The sequence below is a fragment of the Escherichia sp. E14V7 genome, assembly GCF_004212225.1.
GTDB lineage: Bacteria > Pseudomonadota > Gammaproteobacteria > Enterobacterales > Enterobacteriaceae > Escherichia.
Genome location: NZ_RHJJ01000010.1, coordinates 82,028 through 106,432 on the forward strand (window position 1 = coordinate 82,028; position 24,405 = coordinate 106,432).

21 protein-coding genes are annotated in these 24,405 nt (G+C 50.5%); 17 read left to right on the plus strand and 4 right to left on the minus strand.

The annotated features are described in order from the left end of the window. Positions 1–10: 10 nt before the first annotated feature. From D9741_RS11540 to ogrK, 3 genes are all read left to right on the plus strand, one after another. Positions 11–490 (plus strand): phage tail protein, encoded by a 480-nt coding sequence (locus D9741_RS11540; protein ID WP_000978897.1) that lies wholly within the window; start codon positions 11–13, stop codon positions 488–490. After that, positions 490–1,656: a phage late control D family protein gene (locus D9741_RS11545; protein WP_130215737.1), complete on the plus strand. Its 1,167-nt coding sequence runs from the start codon at positions 490–492 to the stop codon at positions 1,654–1,656. The genes D9741_RS11540 and D9741_RS11545 overlap by 1 nt, the downstream gene beginning before the upstream one ends. Positions 1,657–1,733: 77 nt before the next feature. Next, the gene (gene ogrK, locus D9741_RS11550; RefSeq protein ID WP_000468308.1) at positions 1,734–1,952 is read left to right on the plus strand and encodes a prophage transcriptional regulator OgrK; all 219 of its coding nucleotides are present in this window, start codon (positions 1,734–1,736) and stop codon (positions 1,950–1,952) included. Positions 1,953–2,271: 319 nt separating this feature from the next. Here the strand turns inward: ogrK and pflB are convergent, their stop codons facing one another. From pflB to ycaO, 3 genes are all read right to left on the minus strand, one after another. Continuing rightward, positions 2,272–4,554, minus strand: coding sequence for a formate C-acetyltransferase (gene pflB, locus D9741_RS11560; protein ID WP_001292820.1), 2,283 nt, complete (start codon positions 4,552–4,554; stop codon positions 2,272–2,274). Positions 4,555–4,608: 54 nt separating this feature from the next. Next, positions 4,609–5,466, minus strand: coding sequence for a formate transporter FocA (focA, locus tag D9741_RS23490; RefSeq protein WP_000642546.1), 858 nt, complete (start codon positions 5,464–5,466; stop codon positions 4,609–4,611). A gap of 405 nt (positions 5,467–5,871) precedes the next feature. Next, positions 5,872–7,632 carry a 30S ribosomal protein S12 methylthiotransferase accessory factor YcaO gene (ycaO, locus tag D9741_RS11570; protein WP_130215741.1) on the minus strand — a complete coding sequence of 587 codons (1,761 nt, stop codon included), beginning with the start codon at positions 7,630–7,632 and terminating at the stop codon, positions 5,872–5,874. 129 nt (positions 7,633–7,761) lie between these two features. On the opposite strand from ycaO, the gene D9741_RS11575 reads away from it, so the two are divergent. From D9741_RS11575 to D9741_RS11645, 14 genes are all read left to right on the plus strand, one after another. Then, entirely contained in the window at positions 7,762–8,454 is a 693-nt protein-coding gene (locus D9741_RS11575) for a DUF421 domain-containing protein (RefSeq protein ID WP_130215743.1), read from the plus strand. Positions 8,455–8,652: 198 nt separating this feature from the next. After that, positions 8,653–9,741 carry a 3-phosphoserine/phosphohydroxythreonine transaminase gene (gene serC / locus D9741_RS11580; RefSeq protein WP_130215745.1) on the plus strand — a complete coding sequence of 363 codons (1,089 nt, stop codon included), beginning with the start codon at positions 8,653–8,655 and terminating at the stop codon, positions 9,739–9,741. A gap of 70 nt (positions 9,742–9,811) precedes the next feature. Next, positions 9,812–11,095 carry a 3-phosphoshikimate 1-carboxyvinyltransferase gene (gene aroA / locus D9741_RS11585; RefSeq protein ID WP_130215747.1) on the plus strand — a complete coding sequence of 428 codons (1,284 nt, stop codon included), beginning with the start codon at positions 9,812–9,814 and terminating at the stop codon, positions 11,093–11,095. Between the two features lie 164 nt (positions 11,096–11,259). Beyond that, entirely contained in the window at positions 11,260–12,024 is a 765-nt protein-coding gene (gene ycaL / locus D9741_RS11595; protein WP_130205325.1) for a metallopeptidase YcaL, read from the plus strand. A gap of 172 nt (positions 12,025–12,196) precedes the next feature. Next, positions 12,197–12,880 (plus strand): (d)CMP kinase, encoded by a 684-nt coding sequence (cmk, locus tag D9741_RS11600; RefSeq protein ID WP_000125014.1) that lies wholly within the window; start codon positions 12,197–12,199, stop codon positions 12,878–12,880. Positions 12,881–12,990: 110 nt separating this feature from the next. Continuing rightward, on the plus strand, positions 12,991–14,664 hold the full coding sequence (gene rpsA / locus D9741_RS11605; protein ID WP_000140327.1) for a 30S ribosomal protein S1: 1,674 nt from the start codon (positions 12,991–12,993) through the stop codon (positions 14,662–14,664). A 159-nt stretch (positions 14,665–14,823) separates the two neighbouring features. Then, on the plus strand, positions 14,824–15,108 hold the full coding sequence (ihfB, locus tag D9741_RS11610) for an integration host factor subunit beta (RefSeq protein WP_000167336.1): 285 nt from the start codon (positions 14,824–14,826) through the stop codon (positions 15,106–15,108). Between the two features lie 205 nt (positions 15,109–15,313). Beyond that, positions 15,314–17,578 carry a ComEC family protein gene (locus D9741_RS11615; RefSeq protein WP_130215749.1) on the plus strand — a complete coding sequence of 755 codons (2,265 nt, stop codon included), beginning with the start codon at positions 15,314–15,316 and terminating at the stop codon, positions 17,576–17,578. Between the two features lie 36 nt (positions 17,579–17,614). Continuing rightward, positions 17,615–19,363 carry a lipid A ABC transporter ATP-binding protein/permease MsbA gene (msbA, locus tag D9741_RS11620; RefSeq protein WP_130205329.1) on the plus strand — a complete coding sequence of 583 codons (1,749 nt, stop codon included), beginning with the start codon at positions 17,615–17,617 and terminating at the stop codon, positions 19,361–19,363. Further along, the gene (gene lpxK, locus D9741_RS11625; protein WP_130215751.1) at positions 19,360–20,346 is read left to right on the plus strand and encodes a tetraacyldisaccharide 4'-kinase; all 987 of its coding nucleotides are present in this window, start codon (positions 19,360–19,362) and stop codon (positions 20,344–20,346) included. The genes msbA and lpxK overlap by 4 nt, the downstream gene beginning before the upstream one ends. Positions 20,347–20,382: 36 nt before the next feature. After that, positions 20,383–21,615, plus strand: coding sequence for a crosslink repair DNA glycosylase YcaQ (ycaQ, locus tag D9741_RS11630; protein WP_130215753.1), 1,233 nt, complete (start codon positions 20,383–20,385; stop codon positions 21,613–21,615). A gap of 51 nt (positions 21,616–21,666) precedes the next feature. Next, entirely contained in the window at positions 21,667–21,849 is a 183-nt protein-coding gene (gene ycaR, locus D9741_RS11635; protein WP_000350058.1) for a protein YcaR, read from the plus strand. After that, positions 21,846–22,592, plus strand: a complete 747-nt coding sequence (gene kdsB / locus D9741_RS11640) for a 3-deoxy-manno-octulosonate cytidylyltransferase (protein WP_064528339.1) — start codon at positions 21,846–21,848, stop codon at positions 22,590–22,592. Before ycaR ends, kdsB begins: the two co-directional genes overlap by 4 nt. A gap of 154 nt (positions 22,593–22,746) precedes the next feature. Next, positions 22,747–23,640, plus strand: coding sequence for a YcbJ family phosphotransferase (locus tag D9741_RS11645; protein WP_130215755.1), 894 nt, complete (start codon positions 22,747–22,749; stop codon positions 23,638–23,640). Here the strand turns inward: D9741_RS11645 and elyC are convergent. After that, a complete protein-coding gene (gene elyC / locus D9741_RS11650; protein ID WP_130215757.1) occupies positions 23,617–24,396 on the minus strand; it encodes an envelope biogenesis factor ElyC in 780 nt (259 codons plus the stop codon). The genes D9741_RS11645 and elyC overlap by 24 nt on opposite strands. Positions 24,397–24,405: the final 9 nt, after the last annotated feature.

Here is a 24,405-nt window from a genome sequence, read left to right on the forward strand (position 1 = left end):
GTGACGAAAAATGATGCTCGCGTTAGGTATGTTTGTTTTTATGCGCCAGACGCTGCCACACCAGACCATGCAGCGTGAATCAGATTATCGCTGGCCGTCAAATTCCCGTATCGGCAAACGGGATGCCTTTCAATTTCTCGGTGTGGGTGAGGAAAACATCACGCTTGCCGGTGTGCTTTATCCCGAACTGACCGGCGGAAAGCTGACGATGACCACGCTCAGGCTGATGGCGGAGGAAGGCCGGGCGTGGCCGTTGCTGGATGGCACTGGCATGATTTACGGCATGTATGTCATCAGCAGGGTGAGTGAAACAGGGAGTATTTTCTTTGCAGACGGCACACCCCGAAAAATTGATTTTACGCTGTCGCTCACCCGCGTTGATGAATCACTGGCCGCGCTGTATGGCGATATCGGTAAACAGGCGGAATCGCTCATCGGTAAGGCTGGCAGTATGGCGACCAGATTCACGGGTATGACGGGGGCGGGATAATGCTGGATGCGCTGACATTTGATGCAGGCAGTACGCTGACGCCGGATTACATGCTGATGCTCGACAGCAGGGATATTACCGGCAATATCAGCGACCGTCTGATGAGCATGACCCTGACGGATAACCGGGGCTTTGAGGCTGACCAGCTTGATATTGAACTGAACGATGCCGACGGGCAGGTCGGGCTGCCGATTCGTGGCGCTGTCCTGACGGTGTATATCGGCTGGAAAGGTTTTGCCCTGGTATGCAAAGGGAAATTTACCGTTGATGAGGTTGAACACAGGGGCGCGCCGGATGTGGTCACCATCCGCGCCCGGAGTGCAGATTTTCGCGGGACGCTCAATTCCCGCCGTGAAGGCTCATGGCATGACACCACACTCGGTGCGATTGTTGAGGCGATAGCCTCCCGTAACAAGCTGGAAGCCAGTGTCGCTCCGCCACTGGCCGGAATTAAAATCCCGCACATCGACCAGTCGCAGGAGTCTGATGCGAAATTCCTGACCCGTCTTGCTGAACGCAACGGCGGCGAGGTGTCGGTAAAAATGGGAAAACTGTTGTTTCTCAAAGCGGGGCAGGGGGTGACGGCCAGCGGTAAAAAAATCTCGCAGGTCACCATCACCCGCAGCGACGGCGACCGTCATCATTTTGCGATTGCTGACCGTGGAGCCTATACCGGTGTAACGGCAAAGTGGTTACACACCAAAGACCCGAAACCGCAAAAGCAGATGGTAAAACTGAAACGCAAAAAGAAAGAGAAACACCTGCGCGCACTGGAGCACCCGAAAGCGAAACCGGTCACGCAGAAGAAAGCGCCAAAAGTACCGGAGGCGCGCGAAGGTGAATACATGGCCGGTGAAGCTGACAACGTTTTTGCCCTGACCACGGTATATGCCACGAAAGCGCAGGCCATGCGTGCCGCTCAGGCGAAGTGGGATAAACTGCAACGGGGCGTTGCGGAGTTCTCCATCAGCCTGGCTACCGGTCGTGCTGATATTTACACGGAAACACCGGTCAGAGTGTCAGGCTTTAAGCGCGTCATAGACGAGCAGGACTGGACAATCACTAAGGTGACACATTTTCTGAATAATAGCGGCTTCACGACGTCCTTAGAGCTTGAGGTCAGGCTTTCTGACGTGGAGTACGAAACAGAAGATGATGAGCAATGAGTTGTTTTATCTATTTGTTTTATAAGGATAAAATAACTAAAATGGCACCATCAACAAAACCGGAAGAGGTGCTCGCGATGTTTCATTGTCCTTTATGCCAGCATGCCGCACATGCGCGTACAAGCCGCTATATCACTGACACGACAAAAGAGCGTTATCACCAGTGTCAGAACGTGAATTGCAGCGCCACGTTCATCACTTATGAGTCGGTACAGCGATACATCGTGAAGCCGGGAGAAGTCCACGCCGTAAGGCCGCACCCATTGCCGTCAGGGCAGCAAATTATGTGGATGTAATTACAAACAGAAAGCCCCTCAGTCGAGGGGCTTTTTTTGTCGATGTGGTCAATGTGTGGACGTGACCAGAAATAAATCCTTTTATTTCATATGATTAGATATCAAAAAATGTCACCAATAACTGACATTGCGGTGTTTCTCCAGATGTGGCCCATCTGAGGCCGTGTTGGTGCGCAGCTCGAAGGCTACGTCGAGTCTGTTTTGGCAGTTACCCTAAAGTATAGATAGCTGACAAAAAAGGCTCTCTTGCTAAAAAAGGCCCCACTTTCGTGGAGCCTTTATTGTACGCTTTTTACTGTAAGATTTCAGTCAAATCTAATTACATAGATTGAGTGAAGGTACGAGTAATAACGTCCTGCTGCTGTTCTTTAGTCAGCGAGTTGAAACGTACTGCGTAGCCAGATACACGGATGGTCAGCTGCGGATATTTTTCCGGGTTTTCCATCGCGTCGAGCAGCATTTCACGGTTCATCACGTTAACGTTCAGGTGCTGACCACCTTCGATGGACGCTTCGTGGTGGAAGTAACCATCCATCAGACCAGCCAGGTTGGTCTTACGAACTTCGTCGTCTTTACCCAGTGCGTTCGGAACGATAGAGAAGGTGTAAGAGATACCATCTTTAGCGTAAGCGAACGGCAGTTTAGCAACGGAAGTCAGAGACGCTACTGCACCTTTCTGGTCACGGCCGTGCATCGGGTTAGCACCCGGTCCGAACGGCGCGCCAGCACGACGACCGTCTGGGGTGTTACCGGTTTTCTTACCATACACAACGTTAGAAGTGATGGTCAGAACAGACTGAGTCGGGATAGCGTCACGGTAGGTGTGCAGTTTCTGAATTTTCTTCATGAAACGTTCTACCAGGTCAACAGCCAGGTCATCTACACGCGGATCGTTGTTACCAAACTGCGGGTATTCGCCTTCGATTTCGAAGTCGATAGCCAGACCGTCTTCGTCACGAATCGGTTTAACTTTCGCATATTTGATTGCAGACAGGGAGTCAGCAGCAACGGACAGACCAGCGATACCACACGCCATGGTGCGGATAACGTCACGGTCGTGCAGCGCCATCAGAGAGGCTTCGTAGCTGTACTTGTCGTGCATGTAGTGGATGATGTTCAGTGCAGTGATGTACTGTTTAGCCAGCCAGTCCATGAAGTGATCCATGCGCTCCATCACTTCATCGTAGTTCAGGAGGTCGCCTTTGATCGGTTCAGACTTCGGACCAACCTGCATTTTCAGTTTTTCGTCAACGCCGCCGTTGATTGCGTACAGCATGGTTTTCGCCAGGTTTGCACGCGCACCGAAGAACTGCATTTGTTTACCAACGATCATCGGGCTTACGCAGCAAGCGATAGCGTAGTCATCGTTGTTGAAGTCCGGACGCATCAGGTCATCGTTCTCGTACTGCAGAGAAGAGGTGTCGATGGACACTTTAGCGGCGAATTTTTTGAAGTTCAGCGGCAGTTTTTCAGACCACAGAATGGTCATGTTCGGTTCCGGAGACGGACCCATGGTGTACAGGGTGTTCAGGAAACGGAAGCTGTTTTTGGTAACCAGGGTACGACCGTCGAGGCCCATACCACCGATAGATTCGGTTGCCCAGATCGGGTCGCCAGAGAACAGTTCATCGTACTCCGGAGTACGCAGGAAGCGAACCATACGCAGTTTCATGACCAGGTGGTCAACCATTTCCTGCGCTTCTTGTTCGGTGATCTTGCCAGCTTTCAGGTCACGTTCGATGTACACATCCAGGAAGGTGGAGGTACGACCGAAGGACATTGCAGCACCGTTCTGAGACTTAACAGCAGCCAGGTAGCCGAAGTAAGTCCACTGGATAGCTTCCTGAGCGTTGGTAGCCGGACCAGAAATGTCGTAGCCGTATTTCGCAGCCATTTCTTTCATCTGACCCAGAGCGCGGTGCTGTTCAGCGATTTCTTCGCGCAGACGGATAGTCTGTTCCAGGTTTACGCCGTTTTCCAGATCAGCCTGCAGAGAGGTGAACTGTGCCAGTTTGTCTTTCATCAGGTAGTCGATACCGTACAGCGCAACGCGACGGTAGTCACCGATGATACGACCACGGCCATATGCATCTGGCAGACCGGTCAGAACACCAGATTTACGGCAACGCAGGATGTCCGGAGTGTAAACGTCGAACACGCCCTGGTTGTGAGTTTTACGGTATTCAGTGAAGATTTTTTTGATCATCGGATCCAGTTCGCGGTTGTACGCTTTGCAGGAACCTTCGATCATTTTGATACCACCGAACGGGATAAGAGCACGTTTCAGCGGAGCTTCAGTCTGCAGACCAACGATTTTCTCAAGCTGCTTGTTGATGTAGCCAGCGTCGTGAGAGGTGATGGTGGAAGCAACAGCGGTGTCAAAGTCAACTGGCGCGTGAGTGCGGTTTTCCAGTTTAACGCCTTCCATTACTTTGTCCCACAGGGTGGTGGTCGCTTCAGTAGCGCCAGCCAGGAAGGACTCGTCACCCTCGTACGGAGTGTAGTTTTTCTGAATGAAGTCACGGACGTTTACTTCATTCTGCCAGTCACCTTTGGTAAAACCTTCCCAGGCTGTGGCTAACTTTTCATTAAGCTCGGACATGTAACACCTACCTTCTTAAGTGGATTTTTTATTTACTACGTACTTCGACAACCATTAATGGTGATCGTTTTCACGCAGGTAAATGACCCAGTATGTCAACCCAACCAACAAACCACCGCCGATAATATTACCGATCGTAACCGGAATCAGGTTATCAGTGATGAAGTTCATCACGGTCAGGTGAGAAAAATTTTCCGGTGCAGAACCGACAGCGGTCCAGAATTCCGGAGATGCGAAGTCGCGGATTACAATACCCATCGGGATCATAAACATGTTTGCGATACTGTGCTCAAAACCGCTGGCAACAAACATCGCGACCGGCAGCACCATGATAAACGCTTTGTCCATCAGGCTGCGGCCAGAATAACTCATCCATACTGCCAGACATACCATCAGGTTTGCCAGGATACCAAGACAGACGGCCTCAATAAAAGTATGGTGCACTTTGTGGTCGGCGGTTTGTAGGACGTTTAGTCCCCATTGACCATTCGCGGTCATATATTCGCCAGAAAGCCACATTAAAAGTACAAACAGCAGTGCGCCGACCAGGTTGCCAAAATAGACATTTAGCCAGTTTTTCGCCAACTGGCCCCAGGTGATGCGCCCACTCGCCTTGGCAACAACAATCAACACTGTGGAAGTAAAGAGATCGGCTCCGCAGACAACACAAAGAATCAGCCCCAGAGAGAAGCAAATGCCGCCAACCAGTTTTGCCATGCCGAAGGGCATTGTGCCTGTGCCAGTGGTTGCTGTGATATAGAAGACGAATGCGATTGAGATGAAAACACCGGCGGTAATCGCCAGATAGAAAGTCTTAAGCGGATGTTTCGTTGCTTTATAGACACCTGCCTCTTCGGCCACTTTGGCCATTGCAGCAGGAAGTAAAAGATCAAAAGGGTTGTCAGCTTTCACACTAACTCTCTCTTTATTAAGTCGGCGACGAGATACTAACAAAGCATTATAGATGAGAAATTGATATAGATCATATCTCGCCTGGCTTATAGGCCCGTAACTCGCATGGTTTTTATGCAAATACGGAGTAAATATTTGATTATCCAAATAAAAATAAATTTTAAAAATTAACAAATGAGTTGAATTTTTTCCGCATCCTCCGCTAAAACAGTTAATTAAAAGGGAGCACCAGGCGAATAAAGTAACAATATCGATCGTATTTATTAAATACAAATTACCGATATTTAACCTTATAATTACAATTATTTTATTAATGCAAATATATGTAAAGCGGGGCATTAAAAAAACGCCCCGTAATATAACTCAGACGAATCATTAAGCCTACATTGCGTAGGCTATTTGATTTTATTTTGCCCAGAATGCTGCTTTGGCGCGCTGCAGCTTTTCGTAGGCCTTCAACAACGACTGATGTGCAGCAAACGCGTGCAGATCGCTATCTACTGGTTGCAACCCATAAAACGCCGCTTCGCCGCTCATTGCCGCACTGGCGGCTTCTACGGCATCTGCGCCGTACATGCGAACAAACGCATTCAGATATTGCAGCGGCTGGCGATCTTCTTCCTGTGCCAGTAATAACAACGTTTGCAGGCAACGATAATAGTTGGCGCGTTCCGGACTAAATACTGATGAGTTAAACTCCATCGTCCATTCGGTCCAGACCAGAGCCTGTTCCAGATCGCCACCAGCCAGCGCCAGCATGGCTTTTAATTCACCGATACGCAGAGTGTACCAGCCGTTATCCGGTCCGGTCGCCAGACCCAGCAGCTCACGCACGCGGGTAAAGTCATCAAAACCTTCTTCATCCAGTTGCTCGATGAGGTTCAGGTAATCTTCCTTTTCCCACTCGCTACCGGGCAGTGACAGAATTGTTTCCCGTAAATGGCTGCCCATACCGTTATTTGCCAGCCATAAATCTTCAGCCGGATAAATATCGGACATGCCAGGCACGATAATGCGGCAAGCGTAGACACCCAGATGCTCGTAATCGGCAATATAAACTTCTTTATCTTCCTTTTTGAAGATAGCCATCAGCGTGGCGAACTCTTCTTCAGTGGAGCCGGAGAAGCTCCAGTCCACAAACGGATAATCGGCATCCTGCTTGAACAGGTCCCAGGAGATCAAACCGCTGGAGTCGATAAAGTGCGTTTCGAGGTTAGTATGTTCAGCGACTTCTTCATCATCGAAGGTTGGCGGAGTAAACACATCCAGGTCTTTCAAACCGCGGCCTTGCAGCAGTTCGGTCACGGTACGTTCTAGTGCAACGCCAAAATCAGGATGCGCACCGAAAGAGGCAAAGCAGGTACCGTTCGCTGGATTGAACAGTACCACGCAGATCACCGGATATTGACCGCCAAGCGAACCATCATAAGCAAAGATTGGGAAACCTTCTGCTTCCAGTGTTTCGATGGCTTCAACCACCGCTGGGTAACGCGCCAGCACGTCTGCTGGGATCTCTGGCAGGCTGATGCTTTCAGCAATAATGCGGTTTTTCACGTAGCGTTCGAAAACTTCCGACAATCCCTGAACGCGTGCTTCGTTGCGGGTATTACCTGCGGACATACCGTTGGAGACGTACAGGTTACCAATGATATTCATCGGAATATAAACGGTCTGATTGTCGGACTGACGCGTAAACGGCAGGCCGCAAATACCACGATCTTCGTTACCGGATTGCAGGTCAATCAGCATGCTACCGGTCAGTTCATTTTCCGGATCGTAAAATGCGCGCAGACGGTCATCGAGCAGCCCTTCTGGCACATCGTCATTTTCGGTCAGTGGGAACCATTTTTCGTTGGGATAATGCACGAACGGACCGTTGGCGATGGTTTCGCCCAGCCAGAAGTCCGCAAAAAAGTAGTTGGTAGACAGACGCTCGAAATATTCACCGAGGGCAGAAGCCAGCGCCGCTTTTTTGGTTGCGCCTTTGCCGTTGGTAAAACACAGGGCGCACTCTTTGTCGCGAATGTGCACGGACCAGACGTTCGGTACCGGATTCAGCCAGGAGGCCTCTTCAATCTGAAAACCGAGGTCGGAGAGTTTTTGCTGGAAGCGAGCGATGGAATCTTCCAGTGCGGCATCTTTGCCGGGGATAAATGTTTGCGTCATGAAAATCACTTTAGTCGTACGGAAAGCGCGCAATAATACGGGTTTTATCTCAAAGGTGCTATCACCGCCGCCACGCTGATGAACTGTTAGCTATGCTTTTAGCGGATAAACTACGATAAGAGCATAAAAATGAAGGCGTTCGATCTCCACCGTATGGCATTCGATAAAGTGCCTTTTGATTTTCTTGGCGAAGTTGCACTACGTAGTCTCTATACCTTTGTACTGGTCTTTTTGTTCCTCAAAATGACCGGAAGACGCGGTGTGCGGCAGATGTCGCTGTTTGAAGTTTTAATCATTCTGACGCTGGGATCAGCGGCGGGAGATGTGGCGTTTTATGATGATGTGCCGATGGTCCCGGTGCTTATCGTCTTTATTACTCTGGCGTTGTTATACCGCCTGGTGATGTGGTTGATGGCGCACAGTGAAAAACTGGAAGATTTGCTGGAAGGTAAACCGGTTGTCATTATTGAAGATGGCGAGCTGGCCTGGTCGAAACTCAATAACTCCAACATGACGGAATTTGAGTTCTTTATGGAACTACGGTTGCGTGGCGTGGAACAACTGGGGCAGGTACGTTTGGCTATTCTCGAAACCAACGGGCAAATTAGCGTCTATTTCTTTGAGAATGACAAAGTAAAACCGGGATTACTTATTTTACCCAGTGACTGTACTCAGCGTTACAAAGTGGTGCCGGAGTCGGCGGACTATGCATGCATCCGTTGCAGTGAAATCATTCATATGAAAGCGGGGGAAAAACAATTATGTCCGCGCTGTGCAAATCCAGAATGGACGAAGGCAAGTCGGGCAAAACGGGTGACCTGACAGTAAAAACATCGGCTTTTTGCTAATAATCCGAGAGATTCTTTTGTGTGATGCAAGCCACATTTTTGCCCTCAACGGTTTTACTCATTGCGATGTGTGTCACTGAATGATAAAACCGATAGCCACAGGAATAATGTATTACCTGTGGTCGCAATCGATTGACCGCGGGTTAATAGCAACGCAACGTGGTGAGGGGAAATGGCTCAAATCTTCAATTTTAGTTCTGGTCCGGCAATGCTACCGGCAGAGGTGCTTAAACAGGCTCAACAGGAACTGCGCGACTGGAACGGTCTTGGTACGTCGGTGATGGAAGTGAGTCACCGTGGCAAAGAGTTCATTCAGGTTGCAGAGGAAGCCGAGAAGGATTTTCGTGATCTTCTTAATATCCCCTCCAACTACAAGGTATTGTTCTGCCACGGCGGCGGTCGCGGTCAGTTTGCTGCTGTACCGCTGAATATTCTTGGTGATAAAACCACCGCAGATTATGTTGATGCCGGTTACTGGGCGGCAAGTGCCATTAAAGAAGCGAAAAAATACTGCACGCCTAATGTCTTTGACGCCAAAGTGACTGTTGATGGTCTGCGTGCGGTTAAGCCAATGCGCGAATGGCAACTCTCTGATAATGCTGCTTATATGCATTACTGCCCGAATGAAACCATTGATGGTATCGCCATCGACGAAACGCCAGACTTCGGCAAAGATGTGGTGGTCGCAGCCGACTTCTCTTCAACCATTCTTTCCCGTCCGATTGACGTCAGCCGTTATGGCGTAATTTACGCTGGCGCGCAGAAAAATATCGGCCCGGCTGGCCTGACAATCGTCATCGTTCGTGAAGATTTGCTGGGCAAAGCGAATATCGCTTGTCCGTCGATTCTGGATTATTCCATCCTCAACGATAACGACTCCATGTTTAACACGCCGCCAACGTTTGCCTGGTATCTGTCTGGTCTGGTCTTCAAATGGCTGAAAGCGAACGGCGGTGTGGCTGCAATGGATAAGATCAATCAGCAAAAAGCAGAACTGCTGTATGGGGTGATTGATAACAGCGATTTCTACCGCAATGATGTGGCGAAAGCTAACCGTTCGCGGATGAACGTGCCGTTCCAGTTGGTGGATAGCGCGCTTGATAAATTGTTCCTCGAAGAGTCTTTCGCTGCGGGCTTACATGCGCTGAAAGGTCACCGTGTGGTCGGCGGAATGCGTGCTTCTATTTATAACGCCATGCCGCTGGAAGGCGTTAAAGCACTGACAGACTTCATGGTTGAGTTCGAACGTCGTCACGGCTAATGCTGACATTTTGCGTAATCCCCACAGCCAGACTGTGGGGTTTTTATTTCTGTTGTAGAGAGTTGAGTTCATGGAATCCCTGACGTTGCACCCCATCGCCCGTGTCGATGGCACTATTAATCTGCCCGGTTCCAAGAGCGTTTCTAACCGCGCTTTATTGCTGGCGGCATTAGCACACGGCAAAACAGTATTAACTAATCTGCTGGATAGCGATGACGTGCGCCATATGCTGAATGCATTAACGGCGTTAGGGGTAAGTTACACGCTTTCAGCCGATCGTACGCGTTGCGAAATCATCGGTAACGGCGGTCCATTACACGCAGAAAGCTCGCTGGAGTTGTTTCTTGGAAACGCCGGAACGGCTATGCGTCCGCTGGCGGCGGCACTTTGTCTGGGAAACAATGATATTGTCCTGACTGGTGAGCCGCGTATGAAAGAACGCCCGATTGGTCATCTGGTGGATGCGTTGCGCCAGGGCGGAGCGAAAATCACTTACCTGGAACAAGATAATTATCCGCCGTTGCGTTTACAGGGCGGTTTTACTGGCGGCAACGTTGACGTTGATGGCTCCGTTTCCAGCCAGTTCCTCACCGCACTGTTAATGACTGCGCCTCTTGCGCCGAAAGATACAGTTATTCGTATTAAAGGTGATCTGGTTTCTAAACCTTATATCGATATCACGCTCAACCTGATGAAAACGTTTGGTGTTGAGATTGAAAATCAGCACTATCAACAATTTGTCGTAAAAGGGGGGCAGTCTTATCAGTCTCCGGGTACTTATTTGGTCGAAGGAGATGCATCTTCAGCTTCTTACTTCCTGGCAGCAGCAGCAATCAAAGGCGGCACGGTAAAAGTGACCGGCATTGGACGCAACAGTATGCAGGGCGATATTCGATTTGCTGATGTACTGGAAAAAATGGGGGCGACCATTAGCTGGGGCGATGATTATATTGCCTGCACGTGTGGCGAACTGAACGCCATCGATATGGATATGAACCATATTCCCGATGCGGCGATGACCATTGCCACGACGGCGTTATTTGCAAAAGGCACAACCACGCTGCGCAATATTTATAACTGGCGCGTAAAAGAAACGGATCGCCTGTTCGCGATGGCAACAGAGCTACGTAAAGTCGGTGCAGAAGTTGAAGAGGGGCACGATTTCATTCGCATAACTCCACCGGTAAAACTGAACTTTGCCGAGATCGCGACATACAATGATCACCGGATGGCGATGTGTTTCTCGCTGGTGGCATTGTCAGATACGCCAGTGACGATTCTTGACCCCAAATGTACGGCTAAAACCTTCCCGGATTACTTCGAACAACTGGCGCGGATAAGCCAACCAGCTTGAATAACGGGCGATAAATAGACAAATATTTCTTTCTAAAAACGTCGGCACATTGCCGGCGTTTTTTTTCGGACCTTGTGAGTCATTTTGAACAGTGGTAACGTCGATTATCAATGTAAGTTATTGATGCATAATATTTATATATGATTAATCAACGGATGATTCACATGAAGAATACTAAATTACTGCTGGCGATTGCGACTTCTGCAGCACTACTGACAGGGTGTCAAAATACGCACGGTATTGATACCAATATGGCTATCAGCTCCGGTTTAAATGCCTATAAAGCTGCAACGTTAAGCGACGCCGATGCAAAAGCCATTGCCAATCAGGGCTGTACCGAAATGGACAGCGGCAATCAAGTTGCAAGCAAATCCAGCAAGTACGGTAAACGTCTGGCAAAAATCGCCAAAGCATTGGGTAACAACATTAACGGTACGCCGGTCAACTATAAGGTTTATATGACCAGCGACGTTAACGCATGGGCGATGGCAAACGGCTGTGTCCGAGTCTACAGTGGCCTGATGGACATGATGAACGACAACGAAATTGAAGGCGTTCTGGGTCATGAACTGGGACACGTTGCATTGGGTCACTCGCTGGCTGAAATGAAAGCCTCTTATGCGATCGTTGCTGCACGTGATGCAATTTCCGCCACCAGCGGTGTTGCTTCCCAGCTTTCTCGCTCGCAACTGGGCGATATCGCAGAAGGCGCTATCAATGCTAAGTACTCCCGCGATAAAGAGTCTGAAGCAGATGATTTCTCCTTTGATCTGCTGAAGAAACGTGGCATTAACACCCAGGGACTGGTCGGTAGCTTTGAAAAACTGGCCAGCCTGGATGGTGGTCGTACTCAATCTATGTTTGACTCTCATCCACCATCAGCAGAGCGTGCACAGCACATCCGCGATCGTATCGCCTCCGGTAAGTAAATCATTGTCATCTTTCGGGCTGGTCTTTCGCCAGCCCGCTATAATTGCGCAATAAATCCCCATCTGAATACAGACAAAACTGGTTTTTGCACACAACGTTAACGATTTGTGGCGCCGACGCGTATAATGCGCGCGGTTATGTTAACGGTACGCCTGTTTTAAGGAGATAAAGATGACGGCAATTGCCCCGGTTATTACCATTGATGGCCCAAGCGGTGCAGGGAAAGGCACCTTGTGTAAGGCTATGGCGGAAGCGTTGCAATGGCATCTGCTGGACTCGGGTGCAATTTATCGCGTACTGGCACTGGCGGCATTACATCACCATGTTGATGTTGCGTCGGAAGATGCGCTGGTGCCGCTGGCATCCCATCTGGACGTACGTTTTGTGTCGACCAATGGCAATCTGGAAGTGATCCTCGAAGGGGAAGATGTCAGCGGCGAAATTCGTACTCAGGAAGTGGCGAATGCTGCTTCACAAGTCGCTGCATTCCCACGCGTTCGTGAAGCATTATTGCGTCGCCAACGCGCATTCCGGGAGTTACCCGGTTTGATCGCCGATGGTCGCGATATGGGGACAGTGGTATTCCCTGATGCGCCAGTAAAAATTTTCCTTGACGCCTCCTCGGAAGAACGTGCGCATCGCCGCATGCTACAGTTGCAGGAGAAGGGCTTTAGTGTTAACTTTGAGCGCCTTTTGGCCGAGATCAAAGAACGCGACGACCGCGATCGTAATCGCGCGGTAGCGCCCTTGGTTCCGGCAGCCGATGCTTTAGTTTTGGATTCCACCACCTTAAGCATTGAGCAAGTGATTGAAAAAGCGTTACACTACGCGCGCCAAAAATTGGCTCTCGCATAAGCGACCGAATTTGCAGTACCCCCGTTGCAATGGAATGACAGCGGGTATGTTAAACAACCCCATCCGGCACGGAGCCAGGTGGACGTTAAATATAAACCTGAAGATTAAACATGACTGAATCTTTTGCTCAACTCTTTGAAGAGTCCTTAAAAGAAATCGAAACCCGCCCGGGTTCTATCGTTCGTGGCGTTGTTGTTGCTATCGACAAAGATGTAGTACTGGTTGACGCTGGTCTGAAATCTGAGTCTGCCATCCCGGCTGAGCAGTTCAAAAACGCCCAGGGCGAACTGGAAATCCAGGTAGGTGACGAAGTTGACGTTGCTCTGGACGCAGTAGAAGACGGCTTCGGTGAAACTCTGCTGTCCCGTGAAAAAGCTAAACGTCACGAAGCCTGGATCACGCTGGAAAAAGCTTACGAAGATGCTGAAACTGTTACCGGTGTTATCAACGGCAAAGTTAAGGGCGGCTTCACTGTTGAGCTGAACGGTATTCGTGCGTTCCTGCCAGGTTCTCTGGTAGACGTTCGTCCGGTGCGTGACACTCTGCACCTGGAAGGCAAAGAGCTTGAATTCAAAGTAATCAAGCTGGATCAGAAGCGCAACAACGTTGTTGTTTCTCGTCGTGCCGTTATCGAATCCGAAAACAGCGCAGAGCGCGATCAGCTGCTGGAAAACCTGCAGGAAGGCATGGAAGTTAAAGGTATCGTTAAGAACCTCACTGACTACGGTGCATTCGTTGATCTGGGCGGCGTTGACGGCCTGCTGCACATCACTGACATGGCCTGGAAACGCGTTAAGCATCCGAGCGAAATCGTCAACGTGGGCGACGAAATCACTGTTAAAGTGCTGAAGTTCGACCGCGAACGTACCCGTGTTTCCCTGGGCCTGAAACAGCTGGGCGAAGATCCGTGGGTAGCTATCGCTAAACGTTATCCGGAAGGTACCAAACTGACTGGTCGCGTGACCAACCTGACCGACTACGGCTGCTTCGTTGAAATCGAAGAAGGCGTTGAAGGCTTGGTACACGTTTCCGAAATGGATTGGACCAACAAAAACATCCACCCGTCCAAAGTTGTTAACGTTGGCGATGTAGTGGAAGTTATGGTTCTGGATATCGACGAAGAACGTCGTCGTATCTCCCTGGGTCTGAAACAGTGCAAAGCTAACCCGTGGCAGCAGTTCGCGGAAACCCACAACAAGGGCGACCGTGTTGAAGGTAAAATCAAGTCTATCACTGACTTCGGTATCTTCATCGGCCTGGACGGCGGCATCGACGGCCTGGTTCACCTGTCTGACATCTCCTGGAACGTTGCAGGCGAAGAAGCAGTTCGTGAATACAAAAAAGGCGACGAAATCGCTGCAGTTGTTCTGCAGGTTGACGCAGAACGTGAACGTATCTCCCTGGGCGTTAAACAGCTCGCAGAAGATCCGTTCAACAACTGGGTTGCTCTGAACAAGAAAGGCGCTATCGTAACCGGTAAAGTAACTGCAGTTGACGCTAAAGGCGCAACCGTAGAACTGGCTGACGGCGTTGAAGGTTACCTGCGTGCTTCTGAAGCATCCCGTGACCGCGTTGAAGACGCTACCCTGGTTCTGAGCGTTGGCGACGAAGTTGAAGCTAAATTCACTGGCGTTGATCGTAAAAACCGCGCAATCAGCCTGTCTGTTCGTGCGAAAGACGAAGCTGACGAGAAAGATGCAATCGCAACTGTTAACAAACAGGAAGATGCAAACTTCTCCAACAACGCAATGGCTGAAGCTTTCAAAGCAGCTAAAGGCGAGTAATTCTCTGACTCTTCGGGATTTTTATTCCGAAGTTTGCTGAGTTTACTTGACAGATTGCAGGTTTCGTCCTGTAATCAAGCACTAAGGGCGGCTACGGCCGCCCTTAATCAATGCAGCAACAGCAGCCGTTAAATTTGCCTTTAAGGAACCGGAGGAATCATGACCAAGTCAGAATTGATAGAAAGACTTGCCACCCAGCAATCGCACATTCCCGCCAAGACGGTTGAAGATGCAGTAAAAGAGATGCTGGAGCATATGGCCTCGACTCTTGCGCAGGGCGAGCGTATTGAAATCCGCGGTTTCGGCAGTTTCTCTTTGCACTACCGCGCACCGCGTACCGGACGTAATCCGAAGACTGGCGATAAAGTAGAGCTGGAAGGAAAATACGTTCCTCACTTTAAACCTGGTAAAGAACTGCGCGATCGCGCCAATATTTACGGTTAAGTTTTAGTAAAACTTGAACGCGGAAAAAGCACCTGACGGGTGCTTTTTTCATTTCTGCAATATGGTTCTGGAAGCTGTCTCGCAGAGTTGTGTACAGTTTTCATGATCCTGCTAAATTCTTCTGAACGTGCCTCGGGCAACGCAAAACTCCCGCCAGACAACCACTCAACAAAGTTGCACACTTTCCAAAAACAGGGAGGAGTGCATGAAAATAACGACAGTTAGCCTGTGCATAATTTGCGGGATTTTTCCGCTGCTGATTTTGCCGCAGTTGCCTGGGACATTAACTCTCGCGAGTCTGACTGTATTCGTCTGCGTACTGGCATTTATTCCTGTTAAAGTCGTCCGTTATTTCACGCTGACATTGCTGTTTTTTCTTTGGGGCGTGTTGGCGGCGAAGCAAATTCTGTGGGCAGGAGAAAACTTAACTGGCGCGACGCAGGATGCAGTCGTCGAGATTACCGCCACTGACGGCATGACCACGCATTACGGGCAAATTACTCATCTACAAGGGCGGCGGTTATTTCCCGCGCCAGGCATCGCGCTATATGGCGAATATTTGCCACAATCGGTATGCGCTGGGCAACGATGGTCGATGAAACTCAAAGTACGTGCTGTTCATGGTCAACTTAATGATGGCGGCTTTGACAGCCAGCGTTATGCCATTGCCCAGCATCAGCCACTTACCGGACGTTTTCTGCAAGCAAGCGTCATTGAACCAGGTTGTAGCCTACGTGCGCAATATCTGGCATCCCTGCAAACGACGCTGCAGCCGTATTCATGGCAGACGGTGATGCTTGGCTTAGGAATGGGTGAACGGTTATCGGTATCCAAAGAAATTAAAAATATAATGCGCGATACCGGTACGGCACATTTAATGGCGATATCGGGTTTACACATCGCTTTTGCAGCATTACTGGCTGCGGGGCTAATTCGTGGCGGGCAAATTTTCCTCCCCGGGCGTTGGATTTACTGGCAGATGCCATTAATCGGTGGAGTTTGCTGCGCTGCTTTTTATGCCTGGCTTACCGGTATGCAGCCGCCTGCATTGCGTACCGTGGTGGCGCTTGCGACCTGGGGAGCGCTCAAATTGAGCGGCCGGCAATGGAGTGGTTGGGATGTGTGGATATGCTGCCTGGCAGCAATTCTGCTGATGGATCCTGTCGCTATCCTTTCGCAAAGTTTGTGGCTCTCTGCCGCAGCGGTGGCAGCGCTGATATTTTGGTATCAGTGGTTTCCCTGCCCAGTCTGGCCATTGCCGCCTGTATTGCAATCTATTGTTTCACTTATCCATCTGCAACTTGGTATAACACTCCTGCTAATGCCGGTGCAAATAGTCATATTTCATGGCATTAGTCTGACTTCATTTATGGCAAATTTGTTCGCTATTCCCTTAGTGACATTTATTTCGGTTCCGTTGATCCTCGCCGCGATGGTTGTGCATTTAAGCGGGCCATTAATCCTGGAACAAGGTATATGGTTTCTTGCCGATCGGTCCTTAGCTTTACTTTTTTGGGGGTTAAAGAGTTTGCCTGAAGGGTGGATAAGCATTGCTGAACGTTGGCAATGGCTATCATTTTCGCCCTGGTTATTACTGGTGATATGGCGACTAAACGCATGGCAAACGTTGCCTGCGGTGTGTATGGCTGGAGGAATTATAATGTGTTGGCCACTGTGGCAAAAACCACGGTCTGATGAGTGGCAGGTTTATATGCTTGATGTCGGGCAAGGGCTGGCAATGGTGATCGCTCGAAACGGTAAAGCGGTTCTCTATGATACAGGGCTCGCCTGGCCGGAGGGGGACAGTGGGCAACAACTGATTATTCCCTGGCTCCGCTGGCATGACCTTGAACCGGTAGGCGTTATTCTTAGTCATGAACATCTTGATCATCGGGGTGGGCTGGGCTCGATATTACATGCCTGGCCGACGTTATGGGTAAGAAGCCCCTTAAACTGGGTGCATCATCAGCCCTGCGTGCGTGGCGAAGCGTGGCAGTGGCAAGGATTGCAGTTTAGCGTGCACTGGCCTTTGCAAGGGAGTAACGAAAAGGGAAATAACCATTCCTGTGTGATTAAGGTTGATGATGGAACACATAGCATTCTTTTTACTGGCGATATTGAAGCCCCCGCTGAACAAAAAATGCTAAGTCATTACTGGCAACAGGTTCAGGCAACTTTGATTCAGGTACCCCATCACGGTAGTAATACCTCGTCATCAGTGCCATTGATTCAGCGGGTAAATGGAAAAATGGCACTGGCATCGGCATCGCGCTATAACGCATGGCGATTGCCCTCCAGTAAAGTCAAACTTCGCTATCAACTACAAGGATATCAATGGGTTGACACCCCACATCAGGGGCAAATAACGGTCTATTTTTCAGCGCAAGGTTGGCGGGTGAGCAGCCTAAGGGAGCAAATTTTACCTCGTTGGTATCATCAGTGGTTTGGCGTGCCAGTGGATAACGGGTAGAATATGCGGCTATTTCAACAAATGCTGGTTTTTTGAATGCATAACGACAAAGATCTCTCTACGTGGCAGACATTCCGCCGACTGTGGCCAACCATTGCGCCTTTTAAAGCGGGTCTGATCGTGGCGGGCATAGCGTTAATTCTCAACGCAGCCAGCGATACCTTCATGTTATCGCTCCTTAAGCCGCTTCTCGATGATGGCTTTGGTAAAACAGATCGCTCCGTGCTGATGTGGATGCCGCTGGTGGTTATCGGCCTGATGATTTTACGTGGTATCACCAGTTATATCTCCAGCTACTGTATCTCCTGGGTATCAGGAAAAGTGGTCATGACCATGCGTCGACGTCTGTTCGGCCACATGATGGGAATGCCAGTGTCATTTTTTGACAAACAGTCAACCGGGACACTGCTTTCACGTATTACTTACGATTCTGAACAGGTTGCTTCGTCGTCATCCGGCGCGCTGATTACGGTGGTGCGTGAAGGTGCTTCCATTATCGGTCTGTTCGCCATGATGTTCTATTACAGCTGGCAGCTGTCGATCATTTTGATTGTGTTGGCGCCGATTGTCTCGATTGCGATTCGTATCGTGTCGAAGCGTTTTCGCAGCATCAGTAAAAACATGCAGAACACCATGGGGCAGGTGACCACCAGTGCTGAACAGATGCTGAAAGGCCACAAAGAAGTATTGATTTTTGGCGGCCAGGAAGTAGAAACAAAGCGTTTTGATAAGGTCAGCAACAAGATGCGTTTGCAGGGGATGAAGATGGTTTCTGCTTCTTCCATCTCTGACCCGATCATTCAGCTGATCGCCTCTCTGGCACTGGCATTTGTTCTCTACGCTGCGAGCTTCCCAAGCGTGATGGATAGCCTGACAGCCGGTACGATTACTGTCGTCTTCTCTTCGATGATTGCACTGATGCGTCCGTTGAAATCGCTGACCAACGTTAACGCCCAGTTCCAACGCGGGATGGCAGCATGTCAGACGCTGTTTACCATTCTGGATAGTGAACAGGAGAAAGACGAAGGTAAACGCGAGATTGAGCGCGCTACTGGTGACGTTGAATTCCGCAATGTCACTTTTACCTATCCGGGGCGTGAAGTCCCTGCGCTGCGTAATATCAACCTGAAGATCCCGGCAGGGAAAACGGTGGCTCTGGTAGGGCGTTCGGGGTCGGGTAAATCGACCATCGCCAGCCTGATCACCCGTTTTTATGATATCGATGAAGGCGAGATCCTGATGGATGGTCACGATCTGCGCGAGTATACCCTGGCGTCTTTACGTAACCAGGTTGCTCTGGTGTCGCAGAATGTCCATCTGTTTAATGACACGGTTGCCAACAACATTGCTTACGCCCGTACTGAACAGTACAGCCGTGAGCAAATTGAAGAAGCGGCACGTATGGCCTATGCCATGGACTTTATCAATAAGATGGATAACGGTCTTGATACGGTGATTGGTGAAAACGGCGTGTTGCTTTCTGGTGGGCAGCGCCAGCGTATTGCCATTGCCCGTGCCTTGCTGCGTGATAGCCCAATTCTGATTCTGGATGAAGCCACCTCGGCGCTGGACACCGAATCCGAACGCGCGATTCAGGCGGCGCTGGACGAGTTGCAGAAAAACCGTACCTCTCTGGTGATTGCCCACCGCTTGTCTACCATTGAAAAGGCAGACGAAATTGTGGTCGTCGAGGACGGGATCATTGTGGAACGCGGTACGCATAACGATTTGCTTGAGCACCGTGGAGTCTACGCACAACTTCATAAAATGCAGTTTGGCCAATGATCGAAAAAATCTGGTCTGGCGAGTCGCCTTTGTGGCGGCTACTGCTGCCACTCTCCTGGCTGTATGGTCTGGTGAGTGGCGTTATCCGTCTTTGCTATAAACTAAAACTGAAGCGCGCCTGGCGTGCCCCCGTACCGGTTGTCGTGGTTGGTAATCTCACCGCAGGCGGCAACGGAAAAACTCCGGTGGTTGTCTGGCTGGTGGAACAACTACAAAAACGCGGTATTCGTGTTGGCGTAGTGTCCCGGGGCTATGGCGGTAAAGCTGAGTCGTATCCGCTGTTATTGTCGGCAGGTACCACCACCGCACAGGCGGGCGATGAACCGGTGCTGATTTATCAGCGTACGGGTGCACCTGTTGCAGTTTCTCCTGTCCGTTCAGATGCGGTAAAAGCCATTCTGGCGCAATATCCCGATGTGCAAATTATCGTGACTGATGACGGTTTACAGCATTATCGTCTGGCGCGTGATGTGGAAATCGTCGTCATCGATGGCGTGCGTCGCTTTGGCAATGGCTGGTGGTTGCCTGCGGGGCCAATGCGCGAGCGCGCGGGGCGCTTAAAATCGGTTGATGCGGTAATCGTCAACGGCGGTGTCCCCCGCAGCGGTGAAATCCCCATGCATCTGCTGCCGGGTCAGGCGGTGAATTTACGTACCGGTACGCGTTGTGACGTTGCTCAGCTTGAACATGTGGTGGCGATGGCGGGGATTGGGCATCCGCCGCGCTTTTTTGCCACGCTGAAGATGTGCGGCGTACAACCGGAAAAATGTGTACCGCTGGCCGATCATCAGTCTTTGAATCATGCGGATGTTAGCGCGTTGGTAAGCGCCGGGCAAACGCTGGTAATGACTGAAAAAGATGCGGTGAAATGCCTGGCTTTTGCAGAAGAAAATTGGTGGTATTTGCCCGTTGACGCACAGCTTTCAGGTGATGAACCAGCAAAACTGCTTGCGCAACTAACTTCGCTGGCTTCTGGCAACTAGTTACGCCGCGGCAGCGTTCGATTGATGGAGTCATGAATGTCGCTGCCGCACCTCTCCCTTGCTGATGCGCGTAATCTTCACCTTGCCGCGCAAGGCCTGTTAAACAAGCCCCGTCGTCGCGCGTCGCCGGAAGATATTCTGGCTACCATTTCTCGCATGTCCTTGCTGCAAATTGACACCATTAATATCGTTGCCCGTAGTCCATATCTGGTGCTTTTCAGTCGTCTGGGAAATTATCCTGCGCAGTGGCTGGATGAGTCTCTGGCGTGTGGCGAATTAATGGAATACTGGGCGCATGAAGCCTGCTTTATGCCGCGTAGCGATTTTCGTCTTATTCGCCACCGCATGCTGGCACCTGAAAAAATGGGCTGGAAATACAAAGATGCCTGGATGCAGGAACATGCGGCGGAAATTGCACAGTTAATTCAGCATATTCATGATAAGGGGCCGGTACGTTCAGCCGATTTTGAGCATCCTCGTAAAGGGGCGAGCGGCTGGTGGGAGTGGAAGCCGCATAAACGGCATCTGGAAGGGCTCTTTACCGCCGGAAAGGTGATGGTGATTGAACGGCGCAACTTCCAGCGCGTTTATGATTTAACCCACCGTGTCATGCCTGACTGGGATGATGAGCGCGATCTCGTTTCGCAAACAGAAGCAGAAATCATCATGCTGGATAACAGTGCGCGCAGCCTGGGAATATTTCGCGAACAGTGGCTGGCGGATTACTACCGGCTGAAACGTCCGGCGCTGGCGGCGTGGCGCGAAGCGAGGGCTGAACAGCAGCAAATCATTGCTGTGCATGTTGAAAAATTGGGTAATCTTTGGCTGCATGCTGATTTGCTGCCGCAACTCGAACGTGCGCTCGCCGGAAAGCTTACTGCAACGCACAGCGCGGTACTTTCGCCTTTTGATCCTGTTGTCTGGGATCGTAAACGGGCAGAGCAACTTTTTGATTTTAGCTACCGGCTGGAGTGCTACACGCCAGCGCCCAAACGCCAGTATGGTTATTTCGTTCTACCGTTATTGCATCGTGGGCAATTAGTTGGGCGAATGGATTCTAAGATGCATCGCCAGACTGGCATCTTTGAAGTGCTCTCTCTCTGGTTACAGGATGGGGTAAAACCAACAGTGACCCTTCAAAAAGGGCTGCGTCAGGCGATTACTGATTTTGCTCACTGGCAGCAGGCAACACGAGTAACAATAGGGCGCTGCCCGCACGGTTTCTTTACCGATTGCCGCACCGGCTGGGAAATAGACCCCGACGCATAAATGATTATGATAAGATTTATGCATTCATAACCCGATCCATCTGGAGGAACTATGGATCATCGTCTGCTTGAAATCATTGCCTGCCCGGTTTGCAATGGCAAACTTTGGTATAACCAGGAAAAACAAGAGCTTATTTGCAAACTGGACAACCTGGCTTTTCCGCTGCGCGATGGCATTCCAGTGCTGCTGGAAACGGAAGCCCGCGTGCTGACTGCTGATGAGAGTAAATCATGAGTTTTGTGGTCATTATTCCCGCGCGCTACGCTTCCACGCGTCTGCCAGGTAAGCCGCTGGTCGATATTAACGGCAAACCCATGATTGTTCATGTACTCGAACGCGCGCGCGAATCAGGTGCCGAGCGCATCATCGTCGCAACCGATCATGAGGATGTCGCCCGCGCTGTTGAAGCTGCTGGCGGTGAAGTATGCATGACGCGTGCTGATCACCAGTCAGGTACAGAACGCCTTGCGGAAGTTGTCGAAAAATGCGCGTTCAGCGACGACACGGTGATTGTGAATGTGCAGGGTGATGAACCGATGATCCCCGCGACAATCATTCGTCAGGTTGCCGATAACCTTGCCCAGCGTCAGGTTGGAATGGCGACCCTGGCTGTGCCTATCCACAGTGCGGAAGAAGCCTTTAATCCGAATGCGGTTAAAGTTGTTCTCGACGCCGAAGGTTATGCGCTCTACTTCTCGCGCGCCACTATTCCGTGGGATCGTGACCGTTTTGCGAAAGGTCTGGAAACCGTAGGAGATAACTTCCTGCGCCATCTCGGCATTTATGGCTATCGTGCAGGTTTTATCCGCCGCTATGTTAACTGGCAGCCAAGCCCGTTAGAACATATCGAAATGCTAGAGCAGCTTCGTGTGCTGTGGTATGGAGAAAAAATCCATGTTGCTGTCGCCCAGGAGGTTCCTGGCACCGGTGTAGATACTCCCGAAGATCTTGAGCGTGTTCGCGCTGAAATGGCTTAATTTTTCCCCACGACACTCCATCTCAATTTTGGGAGGAGTGTCGTAGCGTTACGATTCTCTTCATTTTTTCCCTTCAACAATTGATCTCATTCAGGTGACATCTTTTACATTGGCGCTCATTATGAAAGCAGTAGCTTTTATGAGGGTAATCTGAATGGAACAGCTGCGTGCCGAACTAAGCCATTTACTGGGCGAAAGATTGAGTCGTATAGAGTGTGTGAATGAAAAAGCAGACACAACTCTGTGGGCGTTGTATGACAGCCAGGGAAACCCGATGCCGCTCATGGCGCGAAGTTTTTCTACCCCGGGGCAGGCCAGACAGCTGGCATGGAAAACCACCATGCTGGCTCGGAGCGGGACTGTTCGCATGCCGACTATCTATGGCGTGATGACGCATGAAGAACATCCCGGTCCCGATGTCTTGTTGCTGGAGCGGATGCGCGGTGTTTCTGTGGAAGCTCCCGCAAGAACGCCAGAGCGCTGGGAACATCTGAAAGATCAAATTGTTGAAGCGTTGCTGGCCTGGCACCGTCAGGACAGCCGCGGATGTGTTGGCGCGGTTGACAATACTCAGGAAAATTTCTGGCCCTCATGGTATCGGCAACATGTTGAAGTGCTATGGACCACGCTCAATCAGTTCAATAACACCGGTCTAACGATGCAGGATAAGCGGATTCTGTTTCGCACCCGCGAATGTCTGCCGGTGTTGTTTGAAGGTTTTAACGATAATTGTGTGCTGATTCACGGCAATTTCTGTTTGCGTAGCATGCTGAAAGATTCCCGTAGCGATCAGCTCCTGGCGATGGTCGGACCGGGGTTAATGCTCTGGGCGCCACGTGAGTATGAATTATTCCGGTTGATGGATAACACCCTGGCGGAAGATTTGCTCTGGAGTTACCTGCAACGCGCGCCAGTGGCGGAGTCTTTCATCTGGCGGCGTTGGCTGTATGTGTTATGGGATGAAGTTGCACAACTGGTCAATACCGGGCGGTTTAACCGTAGCAACTTTGATCTGGCGACTAAATCACTTCTGCCCTGGCTCGCCTGACGCACCTTTTAGCCACTGCCAGATGCGGCCAAGCGTTTCATAGCCAACGCGGTCGCTATGCATCAACCAGACCGGAGACGGGATTGCCCGTTCCCACGGATTAAGCGGCGAGTCGATTGCCAACTGGTTCGCCGGGGCTGGCAGCGGATTTAGCCCTTCCTGCTGAAAAAAGATCATCGCGCGTGGCAAATGAGACGCAGATGTCACCAGCAGGAAAGGGGCGTCGCCAATCGCCTGTTTCACTGCGGCAGCTTCTTCTTCGGTATCTTTTGGTAAATCCAGTGTGATAATTTGCTCGCGTGGGACACCCAGCGATTGCGCCACTCTGGCACCTACTTCGGCTGTACTCACCGTATTGGTTTTTGCTACGCCTCCCGTGAAGATCAGCTTTGATCCCGGATTTTCGCGCCATAAGCGAATACCTTCATTCAGGCGCGGCAAACTGTTATTGATTAAATTAGAGCTCGGTGCCCACTGCGGGTTCCAGGTATAACCACCTCCGAGCACCACGATATAGTCCACTTTTTGCGCATTATTCCATGTCGGATAGGTGCTTTCGATGGGACGCAGCAGGCGGTCGGCTACCGGTTGCAAACTCAATAACATGAGCGCCAGCCACCCAATGCTAATAAAAATCTTCCCGGTTTTTTGAAAACGGCTAAACCACAGCAGCGCCAGGCCAGCACCAATAATCAACAACATCAGCGGAAGTGGCAGCAGCATGCCGCCAATCACTTTTTTCAGTGTAAAAAGCATCCTTTCTGG

Bases quoted from the DNA above. Each gene is read 5' to 3' on its own strand.
- ycaO (WP_130215741.1), bottom strand. From the start codon at position 7,632: ATGACGCAAACATTTATCCCCGGCAAAGATGCCGCACTGGAAGATTCC.
- D9741_RS11545 (WP_130215737.1), top strand. From the start codon at position 490: ATGCTGGATGCGCTGACATTTGATGCAGGCAGTACGCTGACGCCGGAT.
- D9741_RS11575 (WP_130215743.1), top strand. From the start codon at position 7,762: ATGAAGGCGTTCGATCTCCACCGTATGGCATTCGATAAAGTGCCTTTT.
- cmk (WP_000125014.1), top strand. From the start codon at position 12,197: ATGACGGCAATTGCCCCGGTTATTACCATTGATGGCCCAAGCGGTGCA.
- aroA (WP_130215747.1), top strand. From the start codon at position 9,812: ATGGAATCCCTGACGTTGCACCCCATCGCCCGTGTCGATGGCACTATT.
- D9741_RS11615 (WP_130215749.1), top strand. From the start codon at position 15,314: ATGAAAATAACGACAGTTAGCCTGTGCATAATTTGCGGGATTTTTCCG.
- ogrK (WP_000468308.1), top strand. From the start codon at position 1,734: ATGTTTCATTGTCCTTTATGCCAGCATGCCGCACATGCGCGTACAAGC.
- lpxK (WP_130215751.1), top strand. From the start codon at position 19,360: ATGATCGAAAAAATCTGGTCTGGCGAGTCGCCTTTGTGGCGGCTACTG.
- msbA (WP_130205329.1), top strand. From the start codon at position 17,615: ATGCATAACGACAAAGATCTCTCTACGTGGCAGACATTCCGCCGACTG.
- serC (WP_130215745.1), top strand. From the start codon at position 8,653: ATGGCTCAAATCTTCAATTTTAGTTCTGGTCCGGCAATGCTACCGGCA.
- ycaR (WP_000350058.1), top strand. From the start codon at position 21,667: ATGGATCATCGTCTGCTTGAAATCATTGCCTGCCCGGTTTGCAATGGC.
- pflB (WP_001292820.1), bottom strand. From the start codon at position 4,554: ATGTCCGAGCTTAATGAAAAGTTAGCCACAGCCTGGGAAGGTTTTACC.
- elyC (WP_130215757.1), bottom strand. From the start codon at position 24,396: ATGCTTTTTACACTGAAAAAAGTGATTGGCGGCATGCTGCTGCCACTT.
- D9741_RS11645 (WP_130215755.1), top strand. From the start codon at position 22,747: ATGGAACAGCTGCGTGCCGAACTAAGCCATTTACTGGGCGAAAGATTG.
- ycaL (WP_130205325.1), top strand. From the start codon at position 11,260: ATGAAGAATACTAAATTACTGCTGGCGATTGCGACTTCTGCAGCACTA.
- rpsA (WP_000140327.1), top strand. From the start codon at position 12,991: ATGACTGAATCTTTTGCTCAACTCTTTGAAGAGTCCTTAAAAGAAATC.
- kdsB (WP_064528339.1), top strand. From the start codon at position 21,846: ATGAGTTTTGTGGTCATTATTCCCGCGCGCTACGCTTCCACGCGTCTG.
- ihfB (WP_000167336.1), top strand. From the start codon at position 14,824: ATGACCAAGTCAGAATTGATAGAAAGACTTGCCACCCAGCAATCGCAC.
- D9741_RS11540 (WP_000978897.1), top strand. From the start codon at position 11: ATGATGCTCGCGTTAGGTATGTTTGTTTTTATGCGCCAGACGCTGCCA.
- ycaQ (WP_130215753.1), top strand. From the start codon at position 20,383: ATGTCGCTGCCGCACCTCTCCCTTGCTGATGCGCGTAATCTTCACCTT.